Below are 24,848 nucleotides of genomic sequence, written 5' to 3' on the forward strand. Positions count from 1 at the left end.
GTGATCGGGCCCCGTACCTTCCTCGAGTACGAGAACTACCGCTATCTCAAGGTCGCGCTCGGCATCCTCGTCCTGTCGATCGGCGTCTACGCCTTCGACGATCCGCCGGGCGGCCGGAGTGGGAGCTCCTGGACGGGCTACGGCCTCGGGACGATCGCCGCGGCGATCATCTTCTGGCTGATGTGGCTCGGCGTGCGCAAGCGCAGCTACGCCTCGGCCGGAGCGCCGCTCAAGGGTTGGACTTCGGCGCACGTCTATCTCGGGACGATGCTGGTCTTCCTCGTGCCGCTCCACTCGGCGTTCGAGTTCGGGTGGAACGTGCACACGCTGGCCTTTGCTCTCATGTGCGTGGTCTGCTTCAGCGGGATGCTCGGGGTCGCGTTCTACGCGCTCGTCCCGACGTCGATGACGAGGAACCGCAACAACATCACGCTGGACGCGATGCTCGAGCGGATCGCCGAGATCGATGCGGAGTGCCGGATGGCGGCAGACGGTCTGCCCGACTACTACGCGCAGGCGGTCGTGACCTCGATCGACGAGACCCGGGTCGGGGGGACCCTCCGGTCGCAGCTCTCCGGACAGGATCCGGACTGCGGAACGAGTCGTGCGCTCAAGAGCCTGCGCATGTCGGAGATCGATCTCGACGGCGACGCGAAGGAGCAGGAGCGGAAGCTCGTCGAGCTGATCGCTCGGAAGGAGCTCCTCTTGAAGCAGATCCGGCGTGACGTTCGCTTCAAGGGTCTGCTCGATCTCTGGCTGATCGTCCACGTCCCCTTCGCGTTCGCGACCTGCGCGGCGCTCCTCGTCCACATCTTCGTCGTCTTCTGGTACCACTGATGCGCGTACGCCTGACAGAGATCCGACTGCGCCCGACGGGAAAGAAGGTCCGACTCGATCGCGACCTCGACGTCGAGTCCCTCTTCATCGGCCGCGGTCCGGACAACGATCTCTCGCTCAAGGGCCTGACGATCTCCCTCCACCAGGCGACGCTTCGCATGGCGGAAGGCCGGCTCTACGTCGAGGCGGCACCCGGGCAGGACGTCAACGTCAACGGGTTGGTGACCCAGGGCGAGCGGCTCGCGATCGGCGACGTGCTCAAGATCGGCTCGTGGGAGCTGCGGGTCATCGAGCCGACGTCCCTCGGCGAATTCGACATCGCCCTCGAGTACGAGGAGACGGATCGCGGCGAAGGCGAGCGCGCCGCGCTCGACGCGAGGACGACGCTCGGCCTCGAGGCGGGCGCCTTCTCGATGCGTCCGCTTTCCTGGGCGGGAATCGTCCTGGTCCTGTTGCTCTTCCTTCTCCTGCCACTCGCTTGGGAGGGTGCACAGTCGCCCTGGAATACCGGCGACGTGAGCCGCGGCCACGCGTACATCGAGAACGACTGCCAGAGCTGCCACTCCGGCCTCTTCCGTCCCGTCCAGAACCAGGACTGCATGACGTGTCACCACGACATCGGTCGTCATGCGCCCTCCGAGATGGCGATGGCGGAGCTCGACGACGCGTCGTGCGCGACCTGCCACCTCGAACACCGCGGTCGACAGGTCGATCTCGCCGATCTCGGCGCCGGCTTCTGCGCCGACTGCCACTCGGATCTCCGCGCGACGCTGCCCGCGACCGCGCTCCGGAACGCGAGCGACTTCGGCGAGGATCATCCGCCCTTCCAGCTCGCGCTGATCACCGATCCGAGCGAGGAGGCGGTCTCCGTCGACGTCACCCCCGACCTGGTCGAAGTCTCCGGGCTCGAGTTCAACCACCTCCGACACGTGGGCAAGGCCGTGAGCGGTCGCGGAGACGACAAGCAGTACCTGCAGTGCGGCGCCTGCCACCAGCCGGACGCCGGCGGGCTCTACATGAAGCCCATCGTCTTCGAGGAGCACTGCGAGGACTGCCATCGACTCGATTTCGACGCGACGGCGCCGGAAGGGACGGTGCCCCACGGTGATCCGGCGGTGATCCGGGATCGGATCCGCGGCTTCTACGCGAACCGCGTACTGGACGGGGACGTGAAGGATCCCGCTGCGCCGCGCCGTCTGCGGCTGCGCCGTCCGGGCAAGCGACTCACGTCGGACGAGGCCGAGCTCTCGCGTCGCTGGGTCGACGGGAAGGTCGCCGCCGCCGAGCGACGCTTCTACGAGCGCCCGGGAACCTGCGACCTATGCCATACGCTCGCACCGGACGAGGCACGCGACGGCGGGATGGGGATCGCGCCGGTGCAGATCCAGGACGTCTGGGTACCGGGCTCGATCTTCAGTCACGGCTCCCACGCGCCCTTCGCATGCGTGAAATGTCACCCGGCCGCCGGGGTCTTCGACCCCGAGGAGGACACGGCGCTCGCACGACCCGAGTGGTCCCTCGAAGGGGCGATCCCGTACGAGCTGATTCCGCGCGAGCCGACGACGCGGGTGAGCAGCGTCGCCGGCGACATCCTGATTCCGGACATGGAGGTCTGTCGGGACTGCCACGCCGGGGGCGAAGCGAGCGGGGGCGAGAAGGTGCCGAGCCCGTGCTCGATGTGTCATCCGTTTCACGTTCGGGCGAATGGACCGATGGGCACGATCGTCGAATCGGATCCGGGCGCTCCGGCCGAGCCCGCCCTCCCCGAATCCGATCCGGAAGAGGCGTCCGATGCCGAGGCCCGGGCCGCCGTCCATCGCACGCTCTTCCGACACGACGCATCCGTCTCCTTCTCGCAGGGTCGCCCATCGACGGAGCCCTCCACCTTTCGCCATCCGCCGTTCAGTCGCCTGAATTAGGCCCGGCAATTTCGTTCAGGACAGGTAGAATCGATCGGGACGCGCGAGGGGCGCGCCAGATCGTTCTACCGACTTCGCTGCGCGTATCGAGCGCTCGCGAAGGAAGACGGAACGCCCAGCGCCGATCCCCTGCACGCGTCGTCGTTGAACGAAGCAGCGAGTCGCGGTCGACCCCAGGTCGCGCCGGCTCGAAGCGGAAGCAGGAACATGCCGGTGTTCCTTTCGTCGTGGCCTCTCGAGCAGGACGCGGCGGTCGGGGCCGGTCGGAGGCGCCCGATGACCCCCCGTTTCCCGCGCGGCTCGCTCGAGCGCCGAGAGCGAAGGCTCTCGTCGCGGAGACCGGGCATCGTCGCGCTCGGAGCCTCGCTCCTCCTCGTCGCGATGCAGCTCGGCTGCCCCGACGGCAACGTGTCGACCAATCAGGTCTGTCAGTTCCAGTGCGACTACACGCAGGACGGGACCGAGGTCGGCTATCCGGCCGAGGCCGCCGGCGTCGAGGCGCGACTCACGATCCAGGACGTCGTGCAGGTGATCGCCAACGCGATCCACGAAGCCGAAGCCAACGGCATCCCCGACATCACGATCGTCGTCCTGGACCACCTCTCCAACGTGCTCGCGGTCTACGACACCGACGCGGCGACCACGAACTACTCGCTGATCACGTCGGTCGAGTCACCGAACCGGACGGCCAACACGCCCTTCATCGTCGAGAACAACGGGGGATCGGCGGACTTCTCCGGCGTCGCGACGACCGCGGGCCTCGGCTCGCTCCAGACCGCCCTCGACGGGGTCTTCATCCCGGCGGCCTACGCGGCGATCAGCAAGGCCGGCACGTCCAACTATTTCTCGACCCAGGGAAACGCGTTCACGTCGCGGACGGCGAGCACGCTGATCCAGCAGAACTTCTTCCCGGGCGAGACGGATCGGCCCGGCGGTCCGCTCTTCGCGGTCCAGATCGCCCAGCTCGTCTGCAGCGACATCAATACGCGCCAGAGCGTCGACCAGCTCGCCGACGCGACCGTGGCGGACGACCCGACCGATCTGATCGGCCCGCGCCGGCTCCCCGTCGGGTTCGCCGCGGATCCGGGCGGCATCTCGCTCTACAAGGACGACATCGCCGAGCTCGACGCGCCGGTCTTCCTGGGCGGCGCACCGACCGGGCGAACGGGCAAGGTCGTCGTGGGGGCGGTCGGGATCGAGTTCAACGGCATCTACGGTCTCGACAAGGACGGCACGGATCGAGACCGCAACCTCGAGGAGCGGATCGCCTACGGCGCGACGATCGGGGCGACGGCCGACGAGAGCTTCAGCGCGGACGTGGAGCGACGGGCCTCCCGGATCACCGTCGCGGGTCGCGCCCTTCGCTGGGTCGACGACACCGGGCGCCGCGCCTCCCGCGCGACCGCGCCGATCATCACGGCCGGGGACGTCGCCAACATCGGGGCGATCAACGCCCGGCTGAACGGCTTGATCACCCTCGGTTCCGGAGCCGGCCAGTTCGTCTCCGACCAGTTCTTCTTTCCCTTCACGGAGCCGCGCGCCGGCGTCTTCTTCCTCGACCCGACCTCCGGCGTGATCGGCGATACCTTCGCCGACACCGACGTCGCCGTGGGCAACGGCTACGTCGGAACCGCGAACGGCGAGAAGCTCGTCGACGCGCTCGGCGCCGACCGCTACCCCGCGATCGACAGCGTGAACCCACCGCCGCCGGCGGATCCGGCGAATCCCCTCCTCGCGGACGGCCTCTCCGCCGCGGACGTGCAGGAGCTCCTGATCGAAGCGCTGCTCCTCGCGGAGAACACGCGTGCCCAGACCCGCCGCCCTCTCGGTGGTCAGGCGCGGATCGACGTCGCGGTCGTCGATCTCGACGGAAACGTCCTCGGCTTCGCGCGTTCGCAGGACGCCCTCCTCGACGGCGTCGACGTCACGATCGCGAAGACCCGACAGGCGGCGTTCTGGTCGAAGGACAACACGCGGACCCAGCTCGAGGACGCGCTCGACCCGCTCGGCAACAACGGCAACCTGCTGAACACGCGCTCCTTCGACCAGTACCTCGCCGACACGCGCGCGTTCCTGGGGCTCGACCCTGCGGACCCGCTCTTCGAGGGCGAGTTCGCCTGGTCCTCGATCGCCCTGGGCGGAATCGCCAACCCCGACTTCCCGCCCGGCGTCGCCTCCGGCCAGAACGGTCCGCTCAGTCGAAATCCCGACATCGACGAGTGGAGCATCTTCTCGACCGGCATCCAGACCGAGACCGTCCTGCCGGCCATCGCGGTCGGCCTCTGCGAAGAGGTGCCGGATCTCGCCGGCGTGCTCTTCGATCTGAACGCGGCGGCCGGGCTCGGCGTCGCGCCGCCGGCCGGCGGACGCGCCGCGCTCTTCACCGACGCGGCCCAGCGCGACACGTTCTGTGACGGCGTCCGGACCTTCCTGATCGGCTCGGCCGACGCCGGCGCCCAGCTCGACTGCCTGCAGGGCACCCAGGACTTCCCGGCCGGCTCGGGGAACATCACGGGCCTCCAGAACGGGTTCCACATCTTCCAGGGCGCGGTCCCGATCTACCGGACGGACGCCACCACGGGCGACGCCGTGCTCGTCGGCGCCTACGGGGTGTCAGGCGACGGTGCCGAGCAGGACGACTTCGTGCCCTTCGTGGCCCTCGACGAAGTGGGCAAGGCCCAGGCCCGGGCCCCCCGCAGCATCGCGAACCCGATCGGGAACGCGCCGGGCGTCGGTGTCGACACGACTCCGGTCGACGGAAGACCCGACGTCCAACGCGCCGACAACATCAGCGTCCAGAACGTGTTCCTACGGTACGTCGTCTGTCCGGTCGCGCCCTTCCTGAGCAGCAACGAGCAGAACGGGTGCGAGGGACGATGATGATGACGAGACGCGCGCCCGGTCTTTCACGCTCCTTCGTCGTCGGCCTCGCCGCGTTCGCCATCCTCGGCGCGGATGCGGGTTGGGCGGCGAGACCCGTCGAGGATCCGGCGGTCGAGACGAAGCCGGGCGTCACGGAGCTCGAAGCGACCCTCGCCCCGTCGACCTCCGAAGATCTCCTTCTCGCCCAGGCCGACGTCGAGGACGACGGCGCGCGCGCCCGACGTCGTCGCCGCCCGCGCGGTCGAAGGCCCGGTGGCAGTCGCCAGGGCGATGCGGGCCAGGAACGCCCGCCCGCGCCTCCGCCGGCGCCGACGCAGCAGCCGGTCACGCCGCCGGAGCCCGAGCCCTCGGGTGGCGCACCGACGCCGGAGGCGGCGCCCACACCGGTCGTCCCCACGCCCCCGCCCCCGCCCGCGCCCCCGACCCCCACGCCGGAGCCGCCCCTCGACGAGGGCACGTGGACGCCGGCGCCGCGTCAGCCGGCGCCGCCGCCTCCGCCGCGGCGACCGACCCCGGTCCGTCCAGGAACCACGGAGTCCGATCAGGACTCCGGCGCCACGCCGGAGGCGGAGCCCGCGCCGCGTCCGATCCCGCGTTCCGAGTGGGTGCCGGGCGAGCCGCCGCCCCAGCGAAGCGATGGACAGCGGCCGAGCCGGCGCAACGCGCCGACCTACGAGAACGAGCTGCCCGACTACGAGTTCGTGGCGCTGCCCGACCGCTGGCGGATCGTCGAGAACCTCGGCGTGAACGAGAAGTGGTGGGACCCGTACAACCAGAACACGCTCAAGGCCGATCGACCGATCCCCGGAACCAAGGACTGGTTCGTCAACCTCAACATCGTCGCCGACCAGGTCTTCGAGCCGCGGCGCATCCCGATCCCGACGGGCGCCGCCGGCGACAACGACCAGGAAGTCGATCTCTTCGGCGACGGCGTCGCGTGGGAGAGCCAGACGACGCTGCTCACCTCGGTCGCGCTGATCCAGGGTGACACGACGTTCCGGCCGCCGGACTGGGAGATCCGCGTCACCCCGGCGCTCAACGTCAACAAGGTCTGGGTCCAGCAGCTGGGCGCCGTCAAGCTCGACCCGAAGGCCGGCGACGATCGCCTCGACTACCACTTCACGCTCCAGGAAGCCTTCGTCGACAAGCATCTCTGGAACCGGACGGATCGCTTCGACTTCGATTCGATTCGAATCGGGATCCAGCCCTTCAACGCCGATTTCAGAGGCTTCCTCTTCGACAGCTCGGAGCCCGGGGTCCGCCTCTTCGGCAACTTCGCCAACAATCGTGCCCAGTACAACCTGGCCTGGTTCGGTCGCCTCAACAAGGACACGAACTCGGCGCTCAACGATCTCGAGTCCTGGCGCGACGACCATACGATCATCGCCAACTTCTACTACCAGGACTTCCCGGTCCTCGGCTTCAACGTCGAGGCGATTTTCGCGGCGAACATCAACCGCGAGGGCGACGAGCGTGACTTCGATCGCAACAAGAACCTGGTGATCCCGGCGCCGGTCGGCCTGATCGGTGGCAAGGACTACGAGGTCTACTACGTGGGGATCGGCGGCGATGGCCACATCGAGCGCCTGAACCTCACGTTCCAGATCTACGGGGCCTTCGGGAACGAGGACTACAACGGGGTCGCCCAGCGCAGCCAGGACATCGAGGCGTGGTTCGCAGCCTTCGAGGCGAGCTACGACATCGACTGGATGCGCTGGAAGGCGTACATGCTCTGGGCGTCCGGCGACGAAGATCCCTTCGACGACAAGGCGCAGGGCTTCGACACGATCCTCGACAACCCGAACTTCGCCGGCGGGACGACGTCCTTCTGGATGCGCCAGCAGGTTCCCTTCGTCTTCGGCGGAAGTGTCGCGCTCTCGGGCAAGAACTCGATCGTGCCCTCGCTGCGAAGCTCGAAGATCGAGGGCCAGAGCAACTTCGTGAACCCCGGGATCTGGCAGGTCGGCGCCGGCGCGGACTTCGACGTCCTTCCGCAGCTCCGGCTGCTCACGAACGTGACCTGGCTCCAGTGGGACACGACGACGGTCCTCCAGACGCTTCGCCAGCAGGGTCGGCTCGATCGCGAGATCGGCTGGGACGTGTCGGCGGGCCTGATCTATCGGCCGCTCTTCACGAACAACATCATCCTGCGCGCCTCGGGGTCGGTTCTGATCCCGGAGAGCGGCTACGAAGAACTCTTCGAGGAACGTCGCGACGACGATCCGCCCTACTCGGTGCTCTTCAATGCGACGTTCACGTACTGAGCGGGATCGGAACGAACTGATGACCGAACACGAAAAGAACCGTTCCCCGTTCCTCTCTTCGGCGGCCGTGATCGCGGCGACGGTCGCGGGCTTCCTCGTCCTCGCGATCCTCGGCGCGGAGAGTCCGTCGACCGCGGCGGAAGGCGAGACGCCCCTCGAGATCGAGTATCCGGTCTATCCCCCGGCACCGGCGGATCAGACCGAGACCGAGGCGGCGGTGAAGACGGCGGGCTGCGTGACGTGTCATACGAAGTCCGACGAGGCGACGATGCATCCGCAGCGTTCGGTCGTCCTCGGCTGCACGGACTGCCACGGCGGCGACGCCACGGCGGTCACGAGCGACTACGACCCGGGCTCCGCCGAGTTCCTCGAGGCGAAGGCGCGGGCCCACGTCCAGCCCGCCATGCCCGAGACGTGGAAGAACCGTCGAAACGAGCAACGGACCTACGCGCTCCTCAATCTGGAGAGCCCCGAGTACGTCCGTTTCGTGAACCCCTCGGACTACCGCGTCGCCGACGAGGCCTGTGGTGCCTGCCACCAGACGATCGTGGACAAGGCGAAACGCTCGATCATGGCGACGGGCGCGATGCTGTGGGGCGGTGGCTCCTACAACAACGGGATCGTCCCCTTCAAGCGCTACATCCTCGGCGAGGCCTACACCCGCGAAGGCAAGCCTGCCGCGATCCAGGCACGCTTCGAAGTGACTCGCGAGCAATCGGACATGGGCGTCATGCAGATGGCGTTTCCGCTTCCCGCATGGGAGACGGTTCCGCCGGCCGACATCTTCCGGATCTTCGAGCGCGGCGGCCGCAACGTGAACAGCTTCTTTCCGGAGACGGGAATCCCGAACCCGGAGGAAGAGCCGGGCAAGCCGGACGTGCGCGCGTCCTTTCGCGGCCCCGGCACGGGCAACCGCGTCTCGATCCCGGTCCTGAACATCCACAAGACGCGGCTAAACGATCCGAACATGTGGTTCATGGGTACCAAGGATCAGCCTGGCGACTTCCGCAGCTCGGGCTGCGCCGGCTGCCACGTGGTCTACGCGAACGACCGCGAGTGGTACAGCTCCGGCTCCTACGCCAAGTACGGCAATCGCGGTCAGACCCAGACCGTCGATCCGATGATCGCGAACCTGAAGAACGAGAAGGGCGAGAAGGAGTGGGGGCACCCGATCAAGCACGCCTTCTCCCGCGCGATCCCGACCTCCCAGTGCATGAACTGCCACATGCATCAGCCGAACATGTTCCTCAATTCGTATCTCGGATACACGATGTGGGACTACGAGTCCGACGCACCGCTCATGTGGCCCGAAGAGCAGCAGTACCCGAACTACTCCGAGCAGCTCGAAGTCCTCGAGCGCAATCCCGAAGAGGCGTCCTACAAGGGCAAGTGGGCCGACGTCGAGTTCCTCGCCGAGGTCCATACCGAGGTGAACCCGGAGACGAAGGACACGAAGTTCGCCGACTATCACGGTCACGGCTGGAACTTCCGCGCGATCTTCAAGCGCTCGCGGGACGGCACGCTCCTCGACGCCGCGGGCAACGCGATTCCCGAAGGCCTCTCCAACAAGGAGAAGTTCGATCGCGCGGTCCACATGCGCGACATCCACGCCGAGATCGGCATGCAGTGCGCCGATTGCCACTTCGCCGACGACGCCCACGGCAACGGCGAGCTCCACGGCGAGGTCGCGGCGGAAGTGAACATCCGCTGCCGCGACTGCCACGGCACGGCCGACGAATACGCGACCCTCAAGACGTCCGGGCCGGCGTCGCCCCCCGATGGCCGCGACCTCTCCCGCCTGCGCAACGCCGACAACCGCAAGCGCTTTGAGTGGCGCGGCGGAAAGCTCTACCAGCGCCTGCTGCTCCCGCCCCACAACGAGTTCCAGGTCAGCCAGGTGAAGGACTCCGTGACGCCGGGCAACCCGGAGTACAACCGGAAGGCCGCCCGGGCGAAGATGATGTCGAAGGGGACGGACCAGTCCTGGGGCACGGGCGTCGCGAAGGCGGATCGTGCCCACGGCGACGACGACATCGCCTGCTTCTCCTGCCACAGCTCCTGGGTCACGAGCTGTGGCGGCTGCCACCTGACGATCCAGGCGAACTGGAAGACCGAGATCCACAAGTACGACGCCAAGACGAGTCGGAACTTCGCGACCTACAACCCGCAGGTCGCCCGCGACCAGATGTTCCAGCTCGGCAAGCACGGCACGGTCAAGGACGGGATCATCGCGCCCATCCGATCGAGCTCCGCCCTCGTCCTCTCCTCGACGGACATCAACCGCAACCGGATCTACATCCAGCAGCAGCCGGTCTCCGCCGGCGGCTATTCCGCGCAGGCCTTCGCACCGCATTTCCCGCACACGGTTCGCAAGGCCGAGACCAAGGGATGCGAGGACTGCCACGTCTCCGAGTCCAACGACAACAACGCGATCATGGCCCAGCTCCTCCTGCTCGGGACCAACTTCGTGAACTTCATGGGCTTCAACGCCTGGGTCGGGACCGACGAAGAGGTCGTCGCGATCCAGGTGACGGAATGGGACGAGCCCCAGGCCGTGATCGGGAGCTACCTCCACGAATACGCCTATCCGGACTACTTCCAGGAGCACGAGGACCGCGAACGCGAGCTGACGATGGTCACACCGGGCTACCAGGACGGCGATCCCGGTTGGGTGAAGCGCCTCCGCCAGTTCTTCTCGCGCGAGCTGCCCGAGTGGACGGGGATCCGAGACGCCCTCTACGACGGCGAGTACACCCATCATTCGGGTCGCGTCGAGTGCATCCAGCTCCGCGGCGAGTACCTCTATGCAGCAGAGGGCCGAAAGGGCATGCAGGCCTTCGACGTCTCGACGATCGGCACGAAGGGCTTCTCCGAGCGGATCATCACCGCTCCCTTCTCGCCGCTCGGCCAGAACGTACGGATCAAGTCGAAGAACGCGACCTGCGTGGCGCTCCCGACGACGCAGCTCCTGCGACCCGAACTCAACCGGACGGACCTCGCCCAGCAGGTGAACCTCGAGCAGCCGATGCATCCCATCTACAGCTACGTCGCAGTCACCGACGCGGAAGAGGGCTTGATCCTGGTCAACAACGAGACGCTGACCGACTTCGAGCCGCGCAACAACTTCTTCGACCGGGCGATCACCTGGAATCCGAACGGCGTGCTCGACGGCGCGAACTACGCGCACTTCGCGGGGCATCTGCTCTACGTGTCCGCGAAGGCGGGCGTCGTGATCGTCGACCTCGACGATCCGCTCGAGCCGAAGGTGCTATCGACGATTCCGCTTTCCGGGGCGCGCGGGACGATGGTGCAGTTCCGCTACCTCTTCGCGACGACGGCGAACGGGCTCGAAGTCGTCGACGTGACGGACCCGGCGAAGCCGCGGATCGTCGAAGGGGCGACCGTCCCCCTCGCCGAGGCGCGGCGCGTGATGGTCTCCCGGACCTACGCCTATGTGGCGGCGGGCTCGGAAGGCCTCGTGATCGTCGACGTCGAGCAGCCGGAGAAGCCTACGGTCTTCATGCGGTACACCGCGGACGGTCAACTGGACGACGCCCAGGACGTCGCCGTCGCGACGACCAACGCCTCGCTCTTCGCCTACGTGGCGGACGGGGCGAACGGTCTGAAGGTCCTGCAGCTGACGTCGCCGGAGCTGAACCCGAAGTTCTACGGCTTCAGCCCCGCGCCCAACCCGAAGCTGATCGCCTGGCGCAAGACGAAGAGCGAGGCCCTCGCGGTCTCGCGACCCCTCGAGCGCGACCGCGCCGTGGATGAGACGGGCCATCAGATCGCCGTTCTCGGCCGCCTCGGCTCGCGTCCCTTCAATCTCGAGGAGATGAAGAAGCTGTATCTGACCGAGCAGGGGCGCGTCTGGACGGTCAAGGACTGAGCGGACGTCGGTCCGCACGGACCGAACTTTCGGATCCGCAAGGCTCCGCATGGTAGGGTGAAGCGAAGCCGGAACGGCGCTGCGCGTGCACGCGTCGGCCGGGGAAGCCCCTGGGTCGCCCGTGAAGCGTGTCGCCGGCGATGCGAGGGTTCGATCCGCGAGGAACGCCGATGTCCGAGAGATGGCGAAGCGCGATCGTCGTCGCGTTGCTGGTGCTCGGCATCGCGACGAGCGCGCAGGCGATCGGTCTCGTGGGCAACTACCACGAGTCGAGCGGAGTCGTGCTGAACATTCCGTTGAACCCGCCCGTCGTCCCCTGCGACGCATCCGCGGACAACGCGCGCTGCCACTTCAAGCAACAGAAGTTCTGGGGCCAGGTGGGGTTGGCGCGCACGGAAGCGCCGGCGATCGGGGTGCCCGGAGCGACATCGATCGCCGGCGATCCACGGAGTGTGGGCGCGCCCTTCACGTTGCCCACGGGCTTCATGCACCAGGACCGGACCCAGGCGACGCCAGTACTGGGGGCCGTCGCGATCTACCGCGCCACGTCGTTCGACGCGATCGCCCCCGCCGCCGAGCGGGACAAGCACCTCGGTCTGACCGGGATGGATCCGGGCTTCGTTCCCAATCCGAACACGCGCGTCTTCGCCCCACGCACGTTCTCGACGGCGAACCTGTCCGCCTTCGGGCAGAACAACGGCCTCGCGACGACCGATCCGGACTATCGCTACCGCCGCGCGCTCGACACGACGTACACCGCTTCTGTCCCGTTCACCTCCAGACCAGTGCGCTCGGGTTGGATCACCGTGACGTATCGCGGCGGAAGCGGCTTCAGCGGGACGGCCGGTCTGCTCCTCGACGGGAGCGGCGATGTCTACCTCGGAGGGCCGAACATCGACGTGTTCGGCACCCCCGCGCAGGCGCCGGTCCTCCTCCGCTATCCGACCGGCGACGACGTGAGCGGAAATCCTGAGCTTCGGGCCGGGATGGGCTGGGACTACATCGTCACCGCCGTTCAGGACGCAGGCGCGCTCAAGACCTTTGGGCTGGGTACGCACGATCCACTGCCGGGCGGATTCTGCACGACGACGGCGGCGCCGGCGCTTCCGGCGGGCTGCAACGTCGTGGTCGGGTTCGACACGAACGGCGGCCCCGGCCCCTTCCAGCCTCCCGGCGTCACCACGGTTCGGCATGCCTTTCCCTGGACGACGGGTACGGTGACGGTCACGGTCGTCTCGCGGTGGGATTCGTTCGTCAACACCGTCACGGTCCGCGGTCGCGGGCATGACGCGACTTCTCCCTTCGCGACGGGGCAACGGCGCAGTCTGGGCCTGGTGGCCGGCGGCTACGCGGCCCGGAAGGATCCTGCCGGCGGCTCCACCGGGATCTATCCCGTGCTCGCCGGCATGAACCTGGTGTTCACCCCCGAGCCCTCGTCCACGATCGCGCTTCTCGTCGGCGTCGGTCTGCTCGGCGCTCTGGCCGCGCGACGGGGGCGATCGATTCGAGGCGACTGAACGGAGTCGCGGGGCGCCGGCCATCCGCGAGCCGCGCGTGCTAGTCTGAGCCTCTGGGAAGGTCGGCGCCGTGGAGAAACGGATGAGGCGGATCGCTTCCCTGATCGCAGGTTGTCTGGTGTTCGTGTGCGCCGGGACCGCAGTGTCCGCGCTGCACATCGAAGTGACGTCGGATGTGGATCCTCTCCGATTGATCCCCGATTCGGACGTCACCTTCACGATCACCCTGACCACGGACCTGCCCGGCGAGGCGCGTGGCCTGACCCTGCGTGCGGCGGGCCTGGGCGATGACCTGGCTTTCCGCTCGGCGACGGTTCCGAACTTCGGTGGACCGGGTTCCCCGAATGGAGAAATCTTCGGGCGCGACATCGGCTTCGGATTCATCAGCGACGGGATCGAGAGCGTCCTTCCAGGCCCGATCGACAATGGTGACAACGTCGTTCTCTTCGATGGCGTGTCCACTTTAGGGACCTACAGCGCCGGCCCGGAAGTCTTTACCCTGACCTTGCGGGTGATCGGCTTCGGCGCGGGAGCGATCGAGGTGGGGGCGCTGAGGCCGTTCGGCGACGCCTACGTCAGCGACGTCGACGGCACATCCTATCCAGTGGTCTCGATCCCCTATGCCGTAAGCGGCATCCTCGAGCCCGGTCCCGCGCTTCTCGTGGGGCTCGGGCTCACCTGGCTCGGCGCGGTGGGCCGACCGCGGTAGCGACCGCGCCCGAAAGGCGGCTCGAGATCGCCGAGCCGCTCGCGGGTCCGATCTCGCCCCCGGCTCCGCCATCCTGCCACGCGAGCTAGTCTCTCGTCGATGCAACTCTCGGGTGGGGCGAGACGGTCGCCAATGCAGCCCTCGGACGGCGAACGCGTGCGGGTCCGCGGTCGCGCGCGGCCGGCGGAGCTGGTCGGCGTCGCGCTCGCGCTGGCGGAACGCGACGCGCTCGACGAGCGGGATCGGCGGCGACTCGATCGGGAGATCGGCGGCGACGCGACGCCCGCGGACGGCCTCGCGATCGTGCGTCACTGGCTGGCGAACGCGCCGGGACCGTCGACGCGCGCGCGGATCGAGCGCGTCGGGTCGGCGCTGTCGATGGCGCGCTGGATCCTCTTCGCCGTCGGCCTCGCGCTCGGGTGGAGCGCCGCCGCGGCGCTCCTCCGGATCGAGGTCCACGAAGGCCGCGTCAACATCGTCCTCTTCGTCGGCCTCCTCGTCCTGCTTCCCGGCCTCCTCCTCCTGATGGCCGTTGCGGCCGCCGCCTGGGCGAATCGGGGGTCGAGCGCGGGCGGGGGAGGGGGATGGCGCGCGCTGACGCTCGGACGCGGGGTCCGCGCCCTCCTGCCGCAGAGCGTTCGGGACGACGTCGAAGTGCTGGTCGGACGCCTGTCCGCCCAGGATCGACGCTACGCGCGGGCCCGGCGCGCACTCCTCTTCGCCTGGTCCCAGACGATGGGCCTCGCCTTCGCTGGAGGCGCCCTGCTCGCGACCCTCGGACACGTCGTCTTCACGGATCTCGCCTTCGGGTGGAGCACGACCCTCGACGTCGAGGCCGCGCGCGTCCATGCGCTCGTGGCGGGCTTCGCAGCGCCGTGGGCGGGCCTCTGGCCGGAGGCCGCGCCGACCCTCGATCTGGTCGAAACCACGCGGTACTTCCGCGTCGCCCCCGACGTCCCCCACGTCCACTTCATCGACCCGATCGCCTACGGCGCCTGGTGGCCCTTCCTCGTCATGTCGCTCGTCGCCTACGCGATCGTTCCGCGCGCCCTGGCGGCGGGCTTCGCCGAGCGACGCCTCGGCACCGAGTGCGCGAGCGCGATCGCGGAGACGCCGGGGGTCGATCGGCTGATCGAGCGGCTGCTCGCGCCGCCGGTCGACACGCGAGCGCTGGAAGAGGAGGGCGAGACGGGTCACGCCGCGGCGGGGCGGCTCGACTGCGTCGACTCGTCCGCCTGGATCGCCGCCGCCGAAGACGACTCGTTCGCGATCGCCTGGGCCGAATCGGTCGACGACGCGGGCTGGGCGCGCCTCGCCGGGTCCGAGGCGCCGTTCCGGCTGCGCGACGCCGGCGGTCGCCGAAGCCTCGCAGAGGACGCGGAGCGGATCGCCGAGATCGCCGGCGCGGCGGGTCGGGTCGCGATCTGCGTTCGCGCGTACGAGCCGCCGATGCTCGAGTTCCTCGACTTCCTCACGGATCTTCGCGCCGCCGTCGGCGGCGACCGGGCGCTCGCGGTGTTCCTGATCGGCGGCGGGCCCGGCGATCACGACGCGTGGCGTCGCAAGCTCTCGACCCTCGGTGATCCCGGGCTCGTCTGCGCCGAGGTCCGGAGCGCGGTGGAGGGCGCGGGATGAGTACGCCCCGCCTGGCCGTCGTCGGCCACCCGAACAAGGGCAAGTCGAGTCTCGTCGCGACGCTGGCCGAGGACGACAGCGTGGGGATCGGGCCGACGCCGGGGACCACGCTGCGGACTCGCGAGTACCCGATGAGCGTCGAGGGTCGCCTCCTGTATACGCTGATCGACACGCCCGGGTTCCAACGCGCCCGGCGCGTGCTCACCTGGCTCCAGGAGCGCGCTGCGGCGGAGCCGTCGACGGCCGCCGACCGTCCCCGGCTCGTCGCCGAGTTCGTCGCCGCGCCCGGCCACGCGGAGCGGTTTCCCGACGAGTGCGAGCTCCTGCGTCCCCTCGTCGAAGGCGCGGGCATCCTCTACGTCGTCGACGGCGGTGTGCCCTACGGTCCCGAGTACGAGGCCGAGATGGAGGTGCTCCGCTGGACCGGGCGGCCGAGCCTCGCGGTCGTCAATCCGATCGGGCGGCGGGACCACGTGGCGGACTGGGAGGCGGCCCTCGGTCAGTTCTTCCGAATCGTGCGGGTGATCGACGCGCTCCACGCGGACTTCGAGACGCGCCGGCAGCTGCTCCTGGCCTTCGCGGAGCTGGAGGCCGACTGGCGGGCACCGATCGCCGAGGCCGTCGCCGTTCTCGACGCGGCCCGGGACCAGCGTCGTCGCGAGACGGCCCTCGAGATCGCGCATTTCGTGGCTGACGGGCTCGCGCTGGCCACGGAGAAGAAGCTCGGCCCCTCGGAGGACGTCCGGGCCCACGAGGCGGCCCTCGAACGCGAGTATCGCGCTGCCCTCGACGCGCTCGAATCGGCCCACCGGAGCCGCGTTCAGCGCCTCCATGGCCATCGTGAGCTCGAGGCGACGGCCAGCGCCCTCGAGCTGCTCGAGGCGGATCTCTTCGACGAAGGGACCTGGCTCGCCTTCGGCCTGCGACGGCGGGACCTCGTGACCGTCGGGGCGATCGGCGGGGCCGCGACCGGCGGGGTGATCGATGCCTCCGTCGGGGGAGCGGCCTTCCTGGTCGGCACGGCGATCGGGGGGGCGGTCGGCGGCGTCCTCGGCTGGCTGGGGGCCGATCGTCTCGCCGAGCTCTCCGTCGTGGATCGCCCGCTCGGAGGGCGGCTCGCGCGCTTCGGGCCTTCGAAGAATCCGAACTTCCCGTTCGTGCTCTTCGGGCGGGCTCGCTTCCACGCGGGCCTCGTCGCCGCTCGGACCCACGCTCGGCGCGACGTGATGGCGCTGGAGTCCGGGGGCGAAGGAGGGGCCGCACTTCCCCTCGACGCGGCGCATCAGCGAAGCCTGGCCCGGATCTTCGGCGCGCTGCGGAAGCAGGCACCGGGATCGCCTCGCTACCGCGCCGCGATCGAGGAACTGACCGGCATTACGGCGGCAATTCTCGAGGAGGATGCGGACGAGCGGCCGATCGAGTGAGTCCCGATCTGCTCTGGAGGGCACCTACTTGAAGAGCCAGGAACGCCCTGACGCAATTTCGGGTTGCAGGACCCTCGCGAGAGGGGAAGAGGGCGATATCGTTTCGCCAGGGACGCCTCCTTCGGGGCGCAGCCCGAATGGAGCCCGAGAATGACGGATCACGACGCGCCGTCCGCCGCCGAGCCCCCCACGTCCGAGGCCGACGCGCCCACGCGCAACGCGCGCCTCCTCGCCTGGGTGGACGAGATCGCCGCCCTCACGCGCCCCGATCGCATCGAATGGTGTGACGGCTCGCAGGCCGAGTACGACCGGATGTTCGAGATCATGCTCGAGACCGGGACGGCGGAGCGCCTGAACGACGCGAAGCGCCCCAACAGCTACCTCGTCCAGTCGGATCCGGCGGACGTCGCCCGGGTCGAGGACCGCACCTTCATCTGCTGCGAGAACGAGGCCGACGCCGGCCCGACCAACAACTGGCGGGATCCGGCGGAAATGCGCGGCACCCTGCGCGAGCTCTTCGAGGGCTCCATGCGCGGGCGGACCATGTATGTCATCCCGTTCTCGATGGGGCCGATCGGTTCGCACATCGCGCACATCGGCGTGCAGATCTCGGACAGCCCCTACGTCGTGGCGAACATGCGGATCATGACGCGCATGGGCGCCCGCGTGCTCGACGTCCTCGGGGACGAGGGCGAGTTCGTGCCGTGCCTCCATTCCGTGGGCGCCCCGCTCGAGCCCGGACAGGCGGACGTGGCCTGGCCCTGCGACGGCGAGAACAAGTACATCGTGCACTTCCCCGAGACGCGCGAAATCTGGAGCTACGGTTCGGGCTACGGCGGCAACGCGCTGCTCGGCAAGAAGTGCTTCGCACTCCGGATCGCCTCGGCGATGGCCCGGGACGAGGGCTGGCTCGCCGAGCACATGCTGATCCTCAAGCTCACGTCGCCCGCTGGCGAGAGCAAATACGTCGCGGCGGCGTTCCCGAGCGCCTGCGGCAAGACGAACCTCGCGATGATGCAGCCGGTCCTCGACGGCTGGGAGATCGAAACCGTCGGCGACGACATCTGTTGGATGAAGTTCGGCCAGGACGGAAGGCTCTACGCGATCAATCCCGAGGCGGGCTTCTTCGGCGTGGCGCCGGGCACGAGCGACAAGTCGAACCCGAACGCGATGCGCGGGCTCGACGAGAACTGCATCTTCACGAACGTCGCGAAGACCGACGACGGCGACGTCTGGTGGGAAGACATGGGTGAAGCGCCCGACCACCTGATCGACTGGCGTGGCAATGACTGGGCGCCTTCGAACGACGACCCGGCAGCCCATCCGAACGCGCGCTTCACGGCGCCAGCCAAGCAGTGCCCGGTGATCGCGAACGAGTGGGAAGACCCCAACGGCGTCCCGATTTCGGCCATTCTCTTCGGTGGGCGCCGTGCGACGGTCGTCCCCCTGGTCCACGAGGCCCACGACTGGAACCACGGGACCTTCCTCGGCTCGATCATTTCGAGCGAGAAGACGGCGGCGGCGGCCGGGACCGTCGGGGAGCTGCGTCGGGACCCGATGGCCATGCTGCCCTTCTGCGGATACAACATGGCGGACTACTGGGCCCACTGGCTGTCGATCGGCCAGCGCAAAGGCGCCCAGCTCCCGCGCATCTTCTACGTGAACTGGTTCCGGAAGGGCGACGACGGCTCGTTCCTGTGGCCCGGGTTCGGCGACAACAGCCGGGTCCTCAAGTGGGTGTACCAGCGCTGCGCCGAGAAGGTGAGTGGCGTCGAGACGCCGATCGGGACGCTGCCGGGGGAGGGGGAGCTCGACCTCGACGGTCTCGATCTCTCGTCCGCGGCCCTCGAAACCCTGACGTCCGTCGACGTCGAGGGCTGGCTCTCCGAGATTCCGAAGATCCGCGAGTTCTACGCGGGCTTCGGGGATCACATGCCCGCGGATCTCGAGGCGGAGCTCGACGCCCTCGAGAAGCGCCTGCGCGAGGCCTAGGTCCGCGCGGCGCGGCGCCGATCGCTCCCCCGCTCCATGACGTCGCCGAACCTGCAAGACGCCCGCGCGCTCTGCCGAACGTATCTCGCGTCCCTACGGCTGCCGGCGGAGACGATCGAGGGGCCGGGCTGTCGCGTCGTACGTCAGGACCGGACGCCGCTCATCTACATGGTGAACCACCTGCAGCTCGATCCCGGGCGCGCGCTCGACGTCGATGCCGTGTTCGCGTTCTTCGAGGCGCAGCTCGGCCAACGCGACTACCGCTTCGTGATCACCGTGCCCTTCGTCGATCCGGTCTTCCAGGCGCGACTCGTCGAGGCGGACTTCCGGGCGGAGCCGGTCTGGCAGGGCCTGCTCACGGGGCCGCTCCAGGGGCCGACGCCCCGGGACCACGAGATCCGCCCCGTCGTGAGCGAAGCGGATTGGGGCCACCTCGATCGTCTCGTGCGGGCGGATCACGTCGAGACGAACGAGCGGACCGGTCGCGCGATCTTCACGCCGGAAGTGACGGCGCAGATGCAGGAGACGCGGAGGATCTGTCGCGATCAGGTCCGTTTCTTCCTGGCCTGGGACGGAGACGAGCCGGTGGCCTTCTTCTCTTCCTGGCCGGGGGAAGGCGGCGTCGGGATGGTCGAGGACCTCTTCACGCTCCCGAGTCATCGCGGCCGGGGATACGCCCGCGCGCTGATCCATCATTGTGTCGCGGACGCCCGGGCGCGGGGTGCGGAGCAGGTCCTGATCGGGGCGTTCGCCGACGACACGCCGAAGAACGCGTATGCGGCGATGGGTTTCCGGTCGACGTGCCTGACCTGGGAGTGGCTGAAGACCCCGAAAGGTTGAGCCGTCCTTCCAGGAATCTCGTCTGGCCGGCAGCTCGATCCGAGGGGCTTCTCGTCCGACCCGATCGGGAGGTACGCGAACACGAGCGTGAGCCACGATCGACACGACGCGAAGGCCCGGAACGGCCAAGACCTCTACTTCCTCGGGTGGGACCGAAGGATGGGCACGCTCGACGAGGGATACGAGGAAGCCTTCGCGGAGATGACCGATCGGCGTCCCGTGCAGGGTGCGGCGCGCTCCGCCTGATGATCGCCTGGTCCGCTCGTCCGTCTCCAGCCCCGTCTCCAGACCCCTATCGGAGTCCATGACGCGAATTCGCCGCTCCTCGACGCGAACCCGGGCACCGGTCGACGCCTCGCGGGGTCGAAGACCACCGTTTGCGCTCCTCGATCGCCTCATCCGCGCCGAAATCGGCCTCGATTCGCGGTGCCCATTGAACGGGCCGAACGAGGACCTAGGGTTCGTCGCCTGGGGGAGGGGGCGACGGAGACGACATGGCGGATTGGCTGGGCACGCTTCCTTCCACGTGGCTCTCGCGCGGCGTCGATGCAGCGGAGGCAGGGATCGTTCCCGACTTCATCCTGCGCGCGGCGATTCGCCGACTCTGTCGTACGCGCCTCGAGAGCGAGCGGGCGATCGGTCGGACCTCGGCGGAGTTCGCCGAGCGGATGGCGACCGCGGCCGTCGCGACCCACACGGACCTCGCCAACGAGCAGCACTACGAGGTCCCGACCGACTTCTTCCTGACGGTGCTCGGTCCGCAGCGGAAGTACAGCGCCTGCGAGTACCCGAGCCCCGAGGCTTCCCTGGACGAGGCCGAGCGACACACGCTCCAGCTCGCCTGCGAACGAGCGGGAATCGAGGACGGCATGGACGTGCTCGATCTCGGCTGCGGCTGGGGATCCTTCACCACCTGGGTCGCGGAGCGCTATCCGAATTGCCGGGTGACCGCGGTCTCGAACTCGAGCACCCAGCGCGCGTTCATCGAAGCGCGCTGCGACCAGGAGGGCTGGGCACCGGTCGAGGTGATCACCGCCGATGCCGCCACCTTCGATCTCGGTCGAGATCGCTTCGATCGCGTGGTGTCCGTCGAGATGTTCGAACACATGCGGAACTGGGGCGCGCTCTTCGATCGGATCGCCGTCGCCCTCCGCCCGGACGGCGCCTTCTTCCAGCACGTCTTCTGCCACCGCGACCATCCCTACTTCTTCGAGGACGACGGCGACGGCGACTGGATGGCCCGGAACTTCTTCTCCGGCGGGATCATGCCGAGCTACGACCTCCCGCGGCACGTGAAGAGTGCGCTCGCCGTCGAGTCCCAGTGGCGGGTCGACGGCCGGGACTACGCGCGGACGCTGCGCGCCTGGCTGGACCGGCTCGACGCCCGACGCGCCGAGGTCGACGCCATCTTCGAGAAGGACCTCCCGAAGGCGGAGGCGCAGCGCGCGGTCCAACGATGGCGAATGTTCTTCATGGCGTGCGAAGAGCTCTTCGCCTTCGACGAGGGAAGCGAGTGGTTCGTCGTGCACTCGCGGATGCGTCCGAGCGGCCCGGCGGAGGTGGGCGCATGAAGGTCGCGATCATCGGTTCCGGTATCTCGGGCCTCGTCTGTGCCCACCGTCTTCATCGTCGCCACGACGTCCACGTCTTCGAGCGAAACGACTGGATCGGCGGCCATACGCATACCGTCGACGTGCCCTTCGAAGGGACGACCTACTCGGTCGATACCGGGTTCATCGTCTACAACGAGCGCAACTATCCCCACTTCAGCGCGCTCCTCGAGGAACTCGGCGTCGAGACCCAGCCGACGCGCATGACCTTCGGCTTCCGGTCCGAGCGAACGAGGCTCGAGTACTCGGGCAGCTCGCTCCGCGGTCTCTTCGCCCAGCGAAGCAACCTCGTCCGACCGCGCTTCTGGAGCATGCTCTCCGAGATCCTCCGCTTCTTCCGCGAGGCGAAGGCGCTCCTCGCTTCGTCCCAGCCGGAGCGCTCGCTGGGCGAGTTCCTCGATGCCCACGGGTTCGGCCGGGACTTCCAGCAGGAGCATCTGCTGCCGATGGGGGCGGCGATCTGGTCGTGCCCGCCGGATCAGATGCGTGCCTTCCCCGCCGAGCGCTTCGCCCGCTTCTTCGCGAACCACGGGTTGCTCAGTCTGCGTGATCGCCCGCAGTGGCGAGTCGTCTCCGGAGGCTCGGCTCGCTACGTCGAGAAGCTGACTCGTCCCTTCCTGGATCGGATCCGACTCGGGATGCCGGTCCAGCGCGTCGTCCGCGACGCAGAGCGCGTGGAGCTCATCTTCGGCGACGGGTCGGTCGAGACCTTCGATTCCGTCGTCTTCGCCTGCCACAGCGACGAGGCGCTCGGGATGCTGGCGGACGCGAGTCCCCTCGAGAAGGACGTCCTCGGGGCGATCCGCTACCAGCCGAACGACGTGGTGCTGCATACGGACGCGAAGCTCCTCCCGCGCCACGCGGCGGCGAGATCGGCCTGGAACTACCACGTGCCGAACGACCCTACTGAGGCGGCGACGGTCACCTACGACATGAACCGCCTGCAGGGGATCGAGGCACCGGTCGACTTCCTCGTCACGCTGAACAGCAGCGAGGAGATCGACCCCGAGAAGGTGATCGGGCGCTACGCCTACGCCCATCCGGTCTTCGATCGTGATGCGATCCGCGTCCAGCGCCACCAGGACGGTCTGGGGGCGGAACGGCGCAGCGCCTTCTGCGGCGCCTACTGGGGCTACGGATTCCACGAGGACGGCGTCCGGAGCGGACTGGTCGCCGCGGAGCAGATCGAAAGGCTGGGCGCGTGATTCGCCCCGGCTTCTATCGCGGCCGGCTCTGGCATCGCCGCCACCGTCCCGAGCACGCGTTCTCGCGCGACCTGCTCCTGGCCCTGGCGGAGGTCGACGAGCTCGATGCCGCGCCCGGAGGCGTCCTCCCGCTCGCCGGTCGATGGCCGATCTGCTTTCGTCGGGAGGATCATCTACCAGGTAGCGCGATCGAGAGCCCGACGTCGCCCCCGCGATCGCTTCGCGAGTGCGTTGCCGAGACCGTGCTTCGGCAGACCGGTCGGTCGCCGACCGGGCCGATGTACCTGGTCTCCCAGCCGAGGTGTTTCGGGCTGACTTTCGACCCGGTGAGCTTCGTCTACTGCCTGGATCAGAACGGAATCGAGGCGGTCGTCGCCGAGGTGACGAACACGCCCTGGGGAGAGCGGCACGCCTACGTGCTCGCGGATCCGACCGAGGACGAACGCGGCGACCTCCGATACACGCTCGCCAAACGAATGCACGTATCGCCCTTCTTCGAGATGGATCACGACTACGTCTTCGCGCTCCGCGAGCCCGACGAAGGGCTCCGTCTCTCGATCACGAACCTGCAGGCGGGACGCCGCGTCTTCGAGGCGGGCTTCGAGCTGCGTTTCGAGGCCGGGCTCGGTGAGACGCCGCCGCTCGGGGTCCTGCGTCACGCCCTCATGCCCTACGAGACCCTCGTCGGGATCTATTCCCAGGCGGCCCGACTCGCCTGGAAACGCGCGCCCTTCCACCCCCATCCACGCCGGTTGGGCGCGATCGCCCGCGCCGGCGAGCCGCCGCTCGATTCCGGAGGGACCCCGTGAGTACGACGACCAGCACCAGCACCGCCAGCATCCTGCCTCGGCCGTCGCGTCGAATCCGACCCGCGCGGAGACAGCCGTCGCTCTTCCAGCGGTGGGCGAAGACCGCCATCGACCGTCGCCTGGAGGGCCTCGTCGGAGGCCCGGTCCGAATCCACGACGACGAGGGAACTCGCGAGTTCGGAGACGGCCGCGGGAAGGCGATCGAGGTGTGGGTGCGTTCTCCGCGGCTCTACGCGCGGCTCGCCCGCGAAGGATCGCTCGGGGCGGGTACGTCCTGGATCGAGGGCGACTGGGAATGCAACGATCTCCCGGCGCTTCTCCGCCTGCTGGTGGCGCAGCCTGGATTCGTGGGACCCTCGGGTCGACTGGACTCGTTCCTCGCGCGCGGCGAGTCCGCGCTCCGGACGCTCGCTTCGCCGCTCACGAAGAACACCCGGGGCGGGAGTCGTCGCAACATCTCGGCCCACTACGACCTCGGCAACGACTTCTACGCGGCGATGCTCGATCCCTCGATGACCTACTCGTCGGCGATCTTCGGCTTTCCCGGCGAGCCCCTCGAGTCGGCCCAGACGGAGAAGTACGACCGACTCTGCCGACAGCTCGATCTGCGCCCCTCCCATCGGCTGCTCGAGATCGGAACGGGCTGGGGCGGCTTCGCGCTCCACGCGGCGAAGCACTACGGCTGCCAGGTCACGACGACGACGATCAGCGCCGAGCAGCGCGCCCTCGCCCTCGAGCGCGTGGAAGCGGCGGGTCTGGGCGACCGGATCGACGTCCGCTTCGACGACTACCGCGACCTGACCGGACGCTACGACCGACTGGTGTCGATCGAGATGATCGAGGCGGTCGGCGCCGAGTACCTCGACCGCTTCGTCCAGGTCTGCTCGGATCGGCTCGAGCCCGACGGCGTGATGGGCCTGCAGGCGATCGTGATCGCGGATCAGCTCTATGAACGTTCGAAGCGGCACGTGGACTTCATCAAGAAGTACGTCTTCCCGGGCGGCTTCCTGCCCTCGGTCGCGGCGATCTCCGATCGCGTTGCCCGGGTCAGCGACTTCCGCATCCAGGACATCCACGACATCACTGCGGACTACGCCGAGACGCTGCGGCGTTGGCGCGCGAACCTCGACGAGAGACCGGAGGCCTATGCCTCGGTCGACGACAGCGGCGCCTTCGAGCGTCTGTGGGCCTACTACCTGGCCTACTGTGAGGCCGGATTCGAGGAGCGCCGGATCGGCTGCGTCCAGATGACGCTCACCAAGTCGGGCTGGCGTCCGGGGCGCTGAGCGGCCCCCCGGAGAGGGAGCCGCGCGCT

The 24,848-nt window shown here is 68.6% G+C and carries 16 protein-coding genes; all 16 read left to right on the forward strand.

Going from position 1 to position 24,848, the window contains the following annotated elements; genetic code table 11:
• The 16 genes from NXI30_06775 to NXI30_06850 all read left to right on the forward strand — a co-directional run bounded on the left by NXI30_06775 (nucleotide 1) and on the right by NXI30_06850 (nucleotide 24,819).
• On the forward strand, nucleotides 1–837 hold the full coding sequence (locus tag NXI30_06775) for a hypothetical protein (protein MCR9093900.1): 837 nt from the start codon (nucleotides 1–3) through the stop codon (nucleotides 835–837).
• Nucleotides 837–2,756 (forward strand): hypothetical protein, encoded by a 1,920-nt coding sequence (locus NXI30_06780; protein ID MCR9093901.1) that lies wholly within the window; start codon nucleotides 837–839, stop codon nucleotides 2,754–2,756. Before NXI30_06775 ends, NXI30_06780 begins: the two co-directional genes overlap by 1 nt.
• A gap of 276 nt (nucleotides 2,757–3,032) precedes the next feature.
• Nucleotides 3,033–5,636, forward strand: a complete 2,604-nt coding sequence (locus NXI30_06785) for a hypothetical protein (GenBank protein MCR9093902.1) — start codon at nucleotides 3,033–3,035, stop codon at nucleotides 5,634–5,636.
• On the forward strand, nucleotides 5,633–7,903 hold the full coding sequence (locus NXI30_06790) for a hypothetical protein (protein ID MCR9093903.1): 2,271 nt from the start codon (nucleotides 5,633–5,635) through the stop codon (nucleotides 7,901–7,903). Before NXI30_06785 ends, NXI30_06790 begins: the two co-directional genes overlap by 4 nt.
• Before the next feature lie 19 nt (nucleotides 7,904–7,922).
• Nucleotides 7,923–11,792 (forward strand): hypothetical protein, encoded by a 3,870-nt coding sequence (locus tag NXI30_06795; protein ID MCR9093904.1) that lies wholly within the window; start codon nucleotides 7,923–7,925, stop codon nucleotides 11,790–11,792.
• Nucleotides 11,793–11,962: 170 nt separating this feature from the next.
• Nucleotides 11,963–13,309 (forward strand): PEP-CTERM sorting domain-containing protein, encoded by a 1,347-nt coding sequence (locus NXI30_06800; GenBank protein ID MCR9093905.1) that lies wholly within the window; start codon nucleotides 11,963–11,965, stop codon nucleotides 13,307–13,309.
• 82 nt (nucleotides 13,310–13,391) lie between these two features.
• Nucleotides 13,392–14,018 carry a hypothetical protein gene (locus tag NXI30_06805; GenBank protein MCR9093906.1) on the forward strand — a complete coding sequence of 209 codons (627 nt, stop codon included), beginning with the start codon at nucleotides 13,392–13,394 and terminating at the stop codon, nucleotides 14,016–14,018.
• A gap of 132 nt (nucleotides 14,019–14,150) precedes the next feature.
• Nucleotides 14,151–15,653 (forward strand): DUF2868 domain-containing protein, encoded by a 1,503-nt coding sequence (locus NXI30_06810; protein MCR9093907.1) that lies wholly within the window; start codon nucleotides 14,151–14,153, stop codon nucleotides 15,651–15,653.
• Nucleotides 15,650–17,077 (forward strand): GTPase/DUF3482 domain-containing protein, encoded by a 1,428-nt coding sequence (locus NXI30_06815; GenBank protein ID MCR9093908.1) that lies wholly within the window; start codon nucleotides 15,650–15,652, stop codon nucleotides 17,075–17,077. The genes NXI30_06810 and NXI30_06815 overlap by 4 nt, the downstream gene beginning before the upstream one ends.
• A 150-nt stretch (nucleotides 17,078–17,227) precedes the next feature.
• The gene (locus NXI30_06820) at nucleotides 17,228–19,069 is read left to right on the forward strand and encodes a phosphoenolpyruvate carboxykinase (GTP) (protein MCR9093909.1); all 1,842 of its coding nucleotides are present in this window, start codon (nucleotides 17,228–17,230) and stop codon (nucleotides 19,067–19,069) included.
• A 36-nt stretch (nucleotides 19,070–19,105) separates the two neighbouring features.
• Entirely contained in the window at nucleotides 19,106–19,909 is an 804-nt protein-coding gene (locus NXI30_06825; GenBank protein ID MCR9093910.1) for a GNAT family N-acetyltransferase, read from the forward strand.
• Between the two features lie 87 nt (nucleotides 19,910–19,996).
• Entirely contained in the window at nucleotides 19,997–20,155 is a 159-nt protein-coding gene (locus NXI30_06830) for a hypothetical protein (GenBank protein ID MCR9093911.1), read from the forward strand.
• 248 nt (nucleotides 20,156–20,403) lie between these two features.
• Nucleotides 20,404–21,480 (forward strand): cyclopropane-fatty-acyl-phospholipid synthase family protein, encoded by a 1,077-nt coding sequence (locus tag NXI30_06835; GenBank protein ID MCR9093912.1) that lies wholly within the window; start codon nucleotides 20,404–20,406, stop codon nucleotides 21,478–21,480.
• Nucleotides 21,477–22,724, forward strand: a complete 1,248-nt coding sequence (locus tag NXI30_06840) for an FAD-dependent oxidoreductase (protein ID MCR9093913.1) — start codon at nucleotides 21,477–21,479, stop codon at nucleotides 22,722–22,724. Before NXI30_06835 ends, NXI30_06840 begins: the two co-directional genes overlap by 4 nt.
• Entirely contained in the window at nucleotides 22,721–23,533 is an 813-nt protein-coding gene (locus NXI30_06845) for a DUF1365 domain-containing protein (GenBank protein ID MCR9093914.1), read from the forward strand. Before NXI30_06840 ends, NXI30_06845 begins: the two co-directional genes overlap by 4 nt.
• Nucleotides 23,530–24,819 carry a cyclopropane-fatty-acyl-phospholipid synthase family protein gene (locus NXI30_06850; protein ID MCR9093915.1) on the forward strand — a complete coding sequence of 430 codons (1,290 nt, stop codon included), beginning with the start codon at nucleotides 23,530–23,532 and terminating at the stop codon, nucleotides 24,817–24,819. Before NXI30_06845 ends, NXI30_06850 begins: the two co-directional genes overlap by 4 nt.
• The last annotated feature ends 29 nt before the right edge of the window (nucleotides 24,820–24,848 follow it).

Source organism: bacterium (genome assembly GCA_024742285.1).
Lineage (GTDB): Bacteria > Myxococcota_A > UBA9160 > UBA9160 > UBA4427 > UBA4427.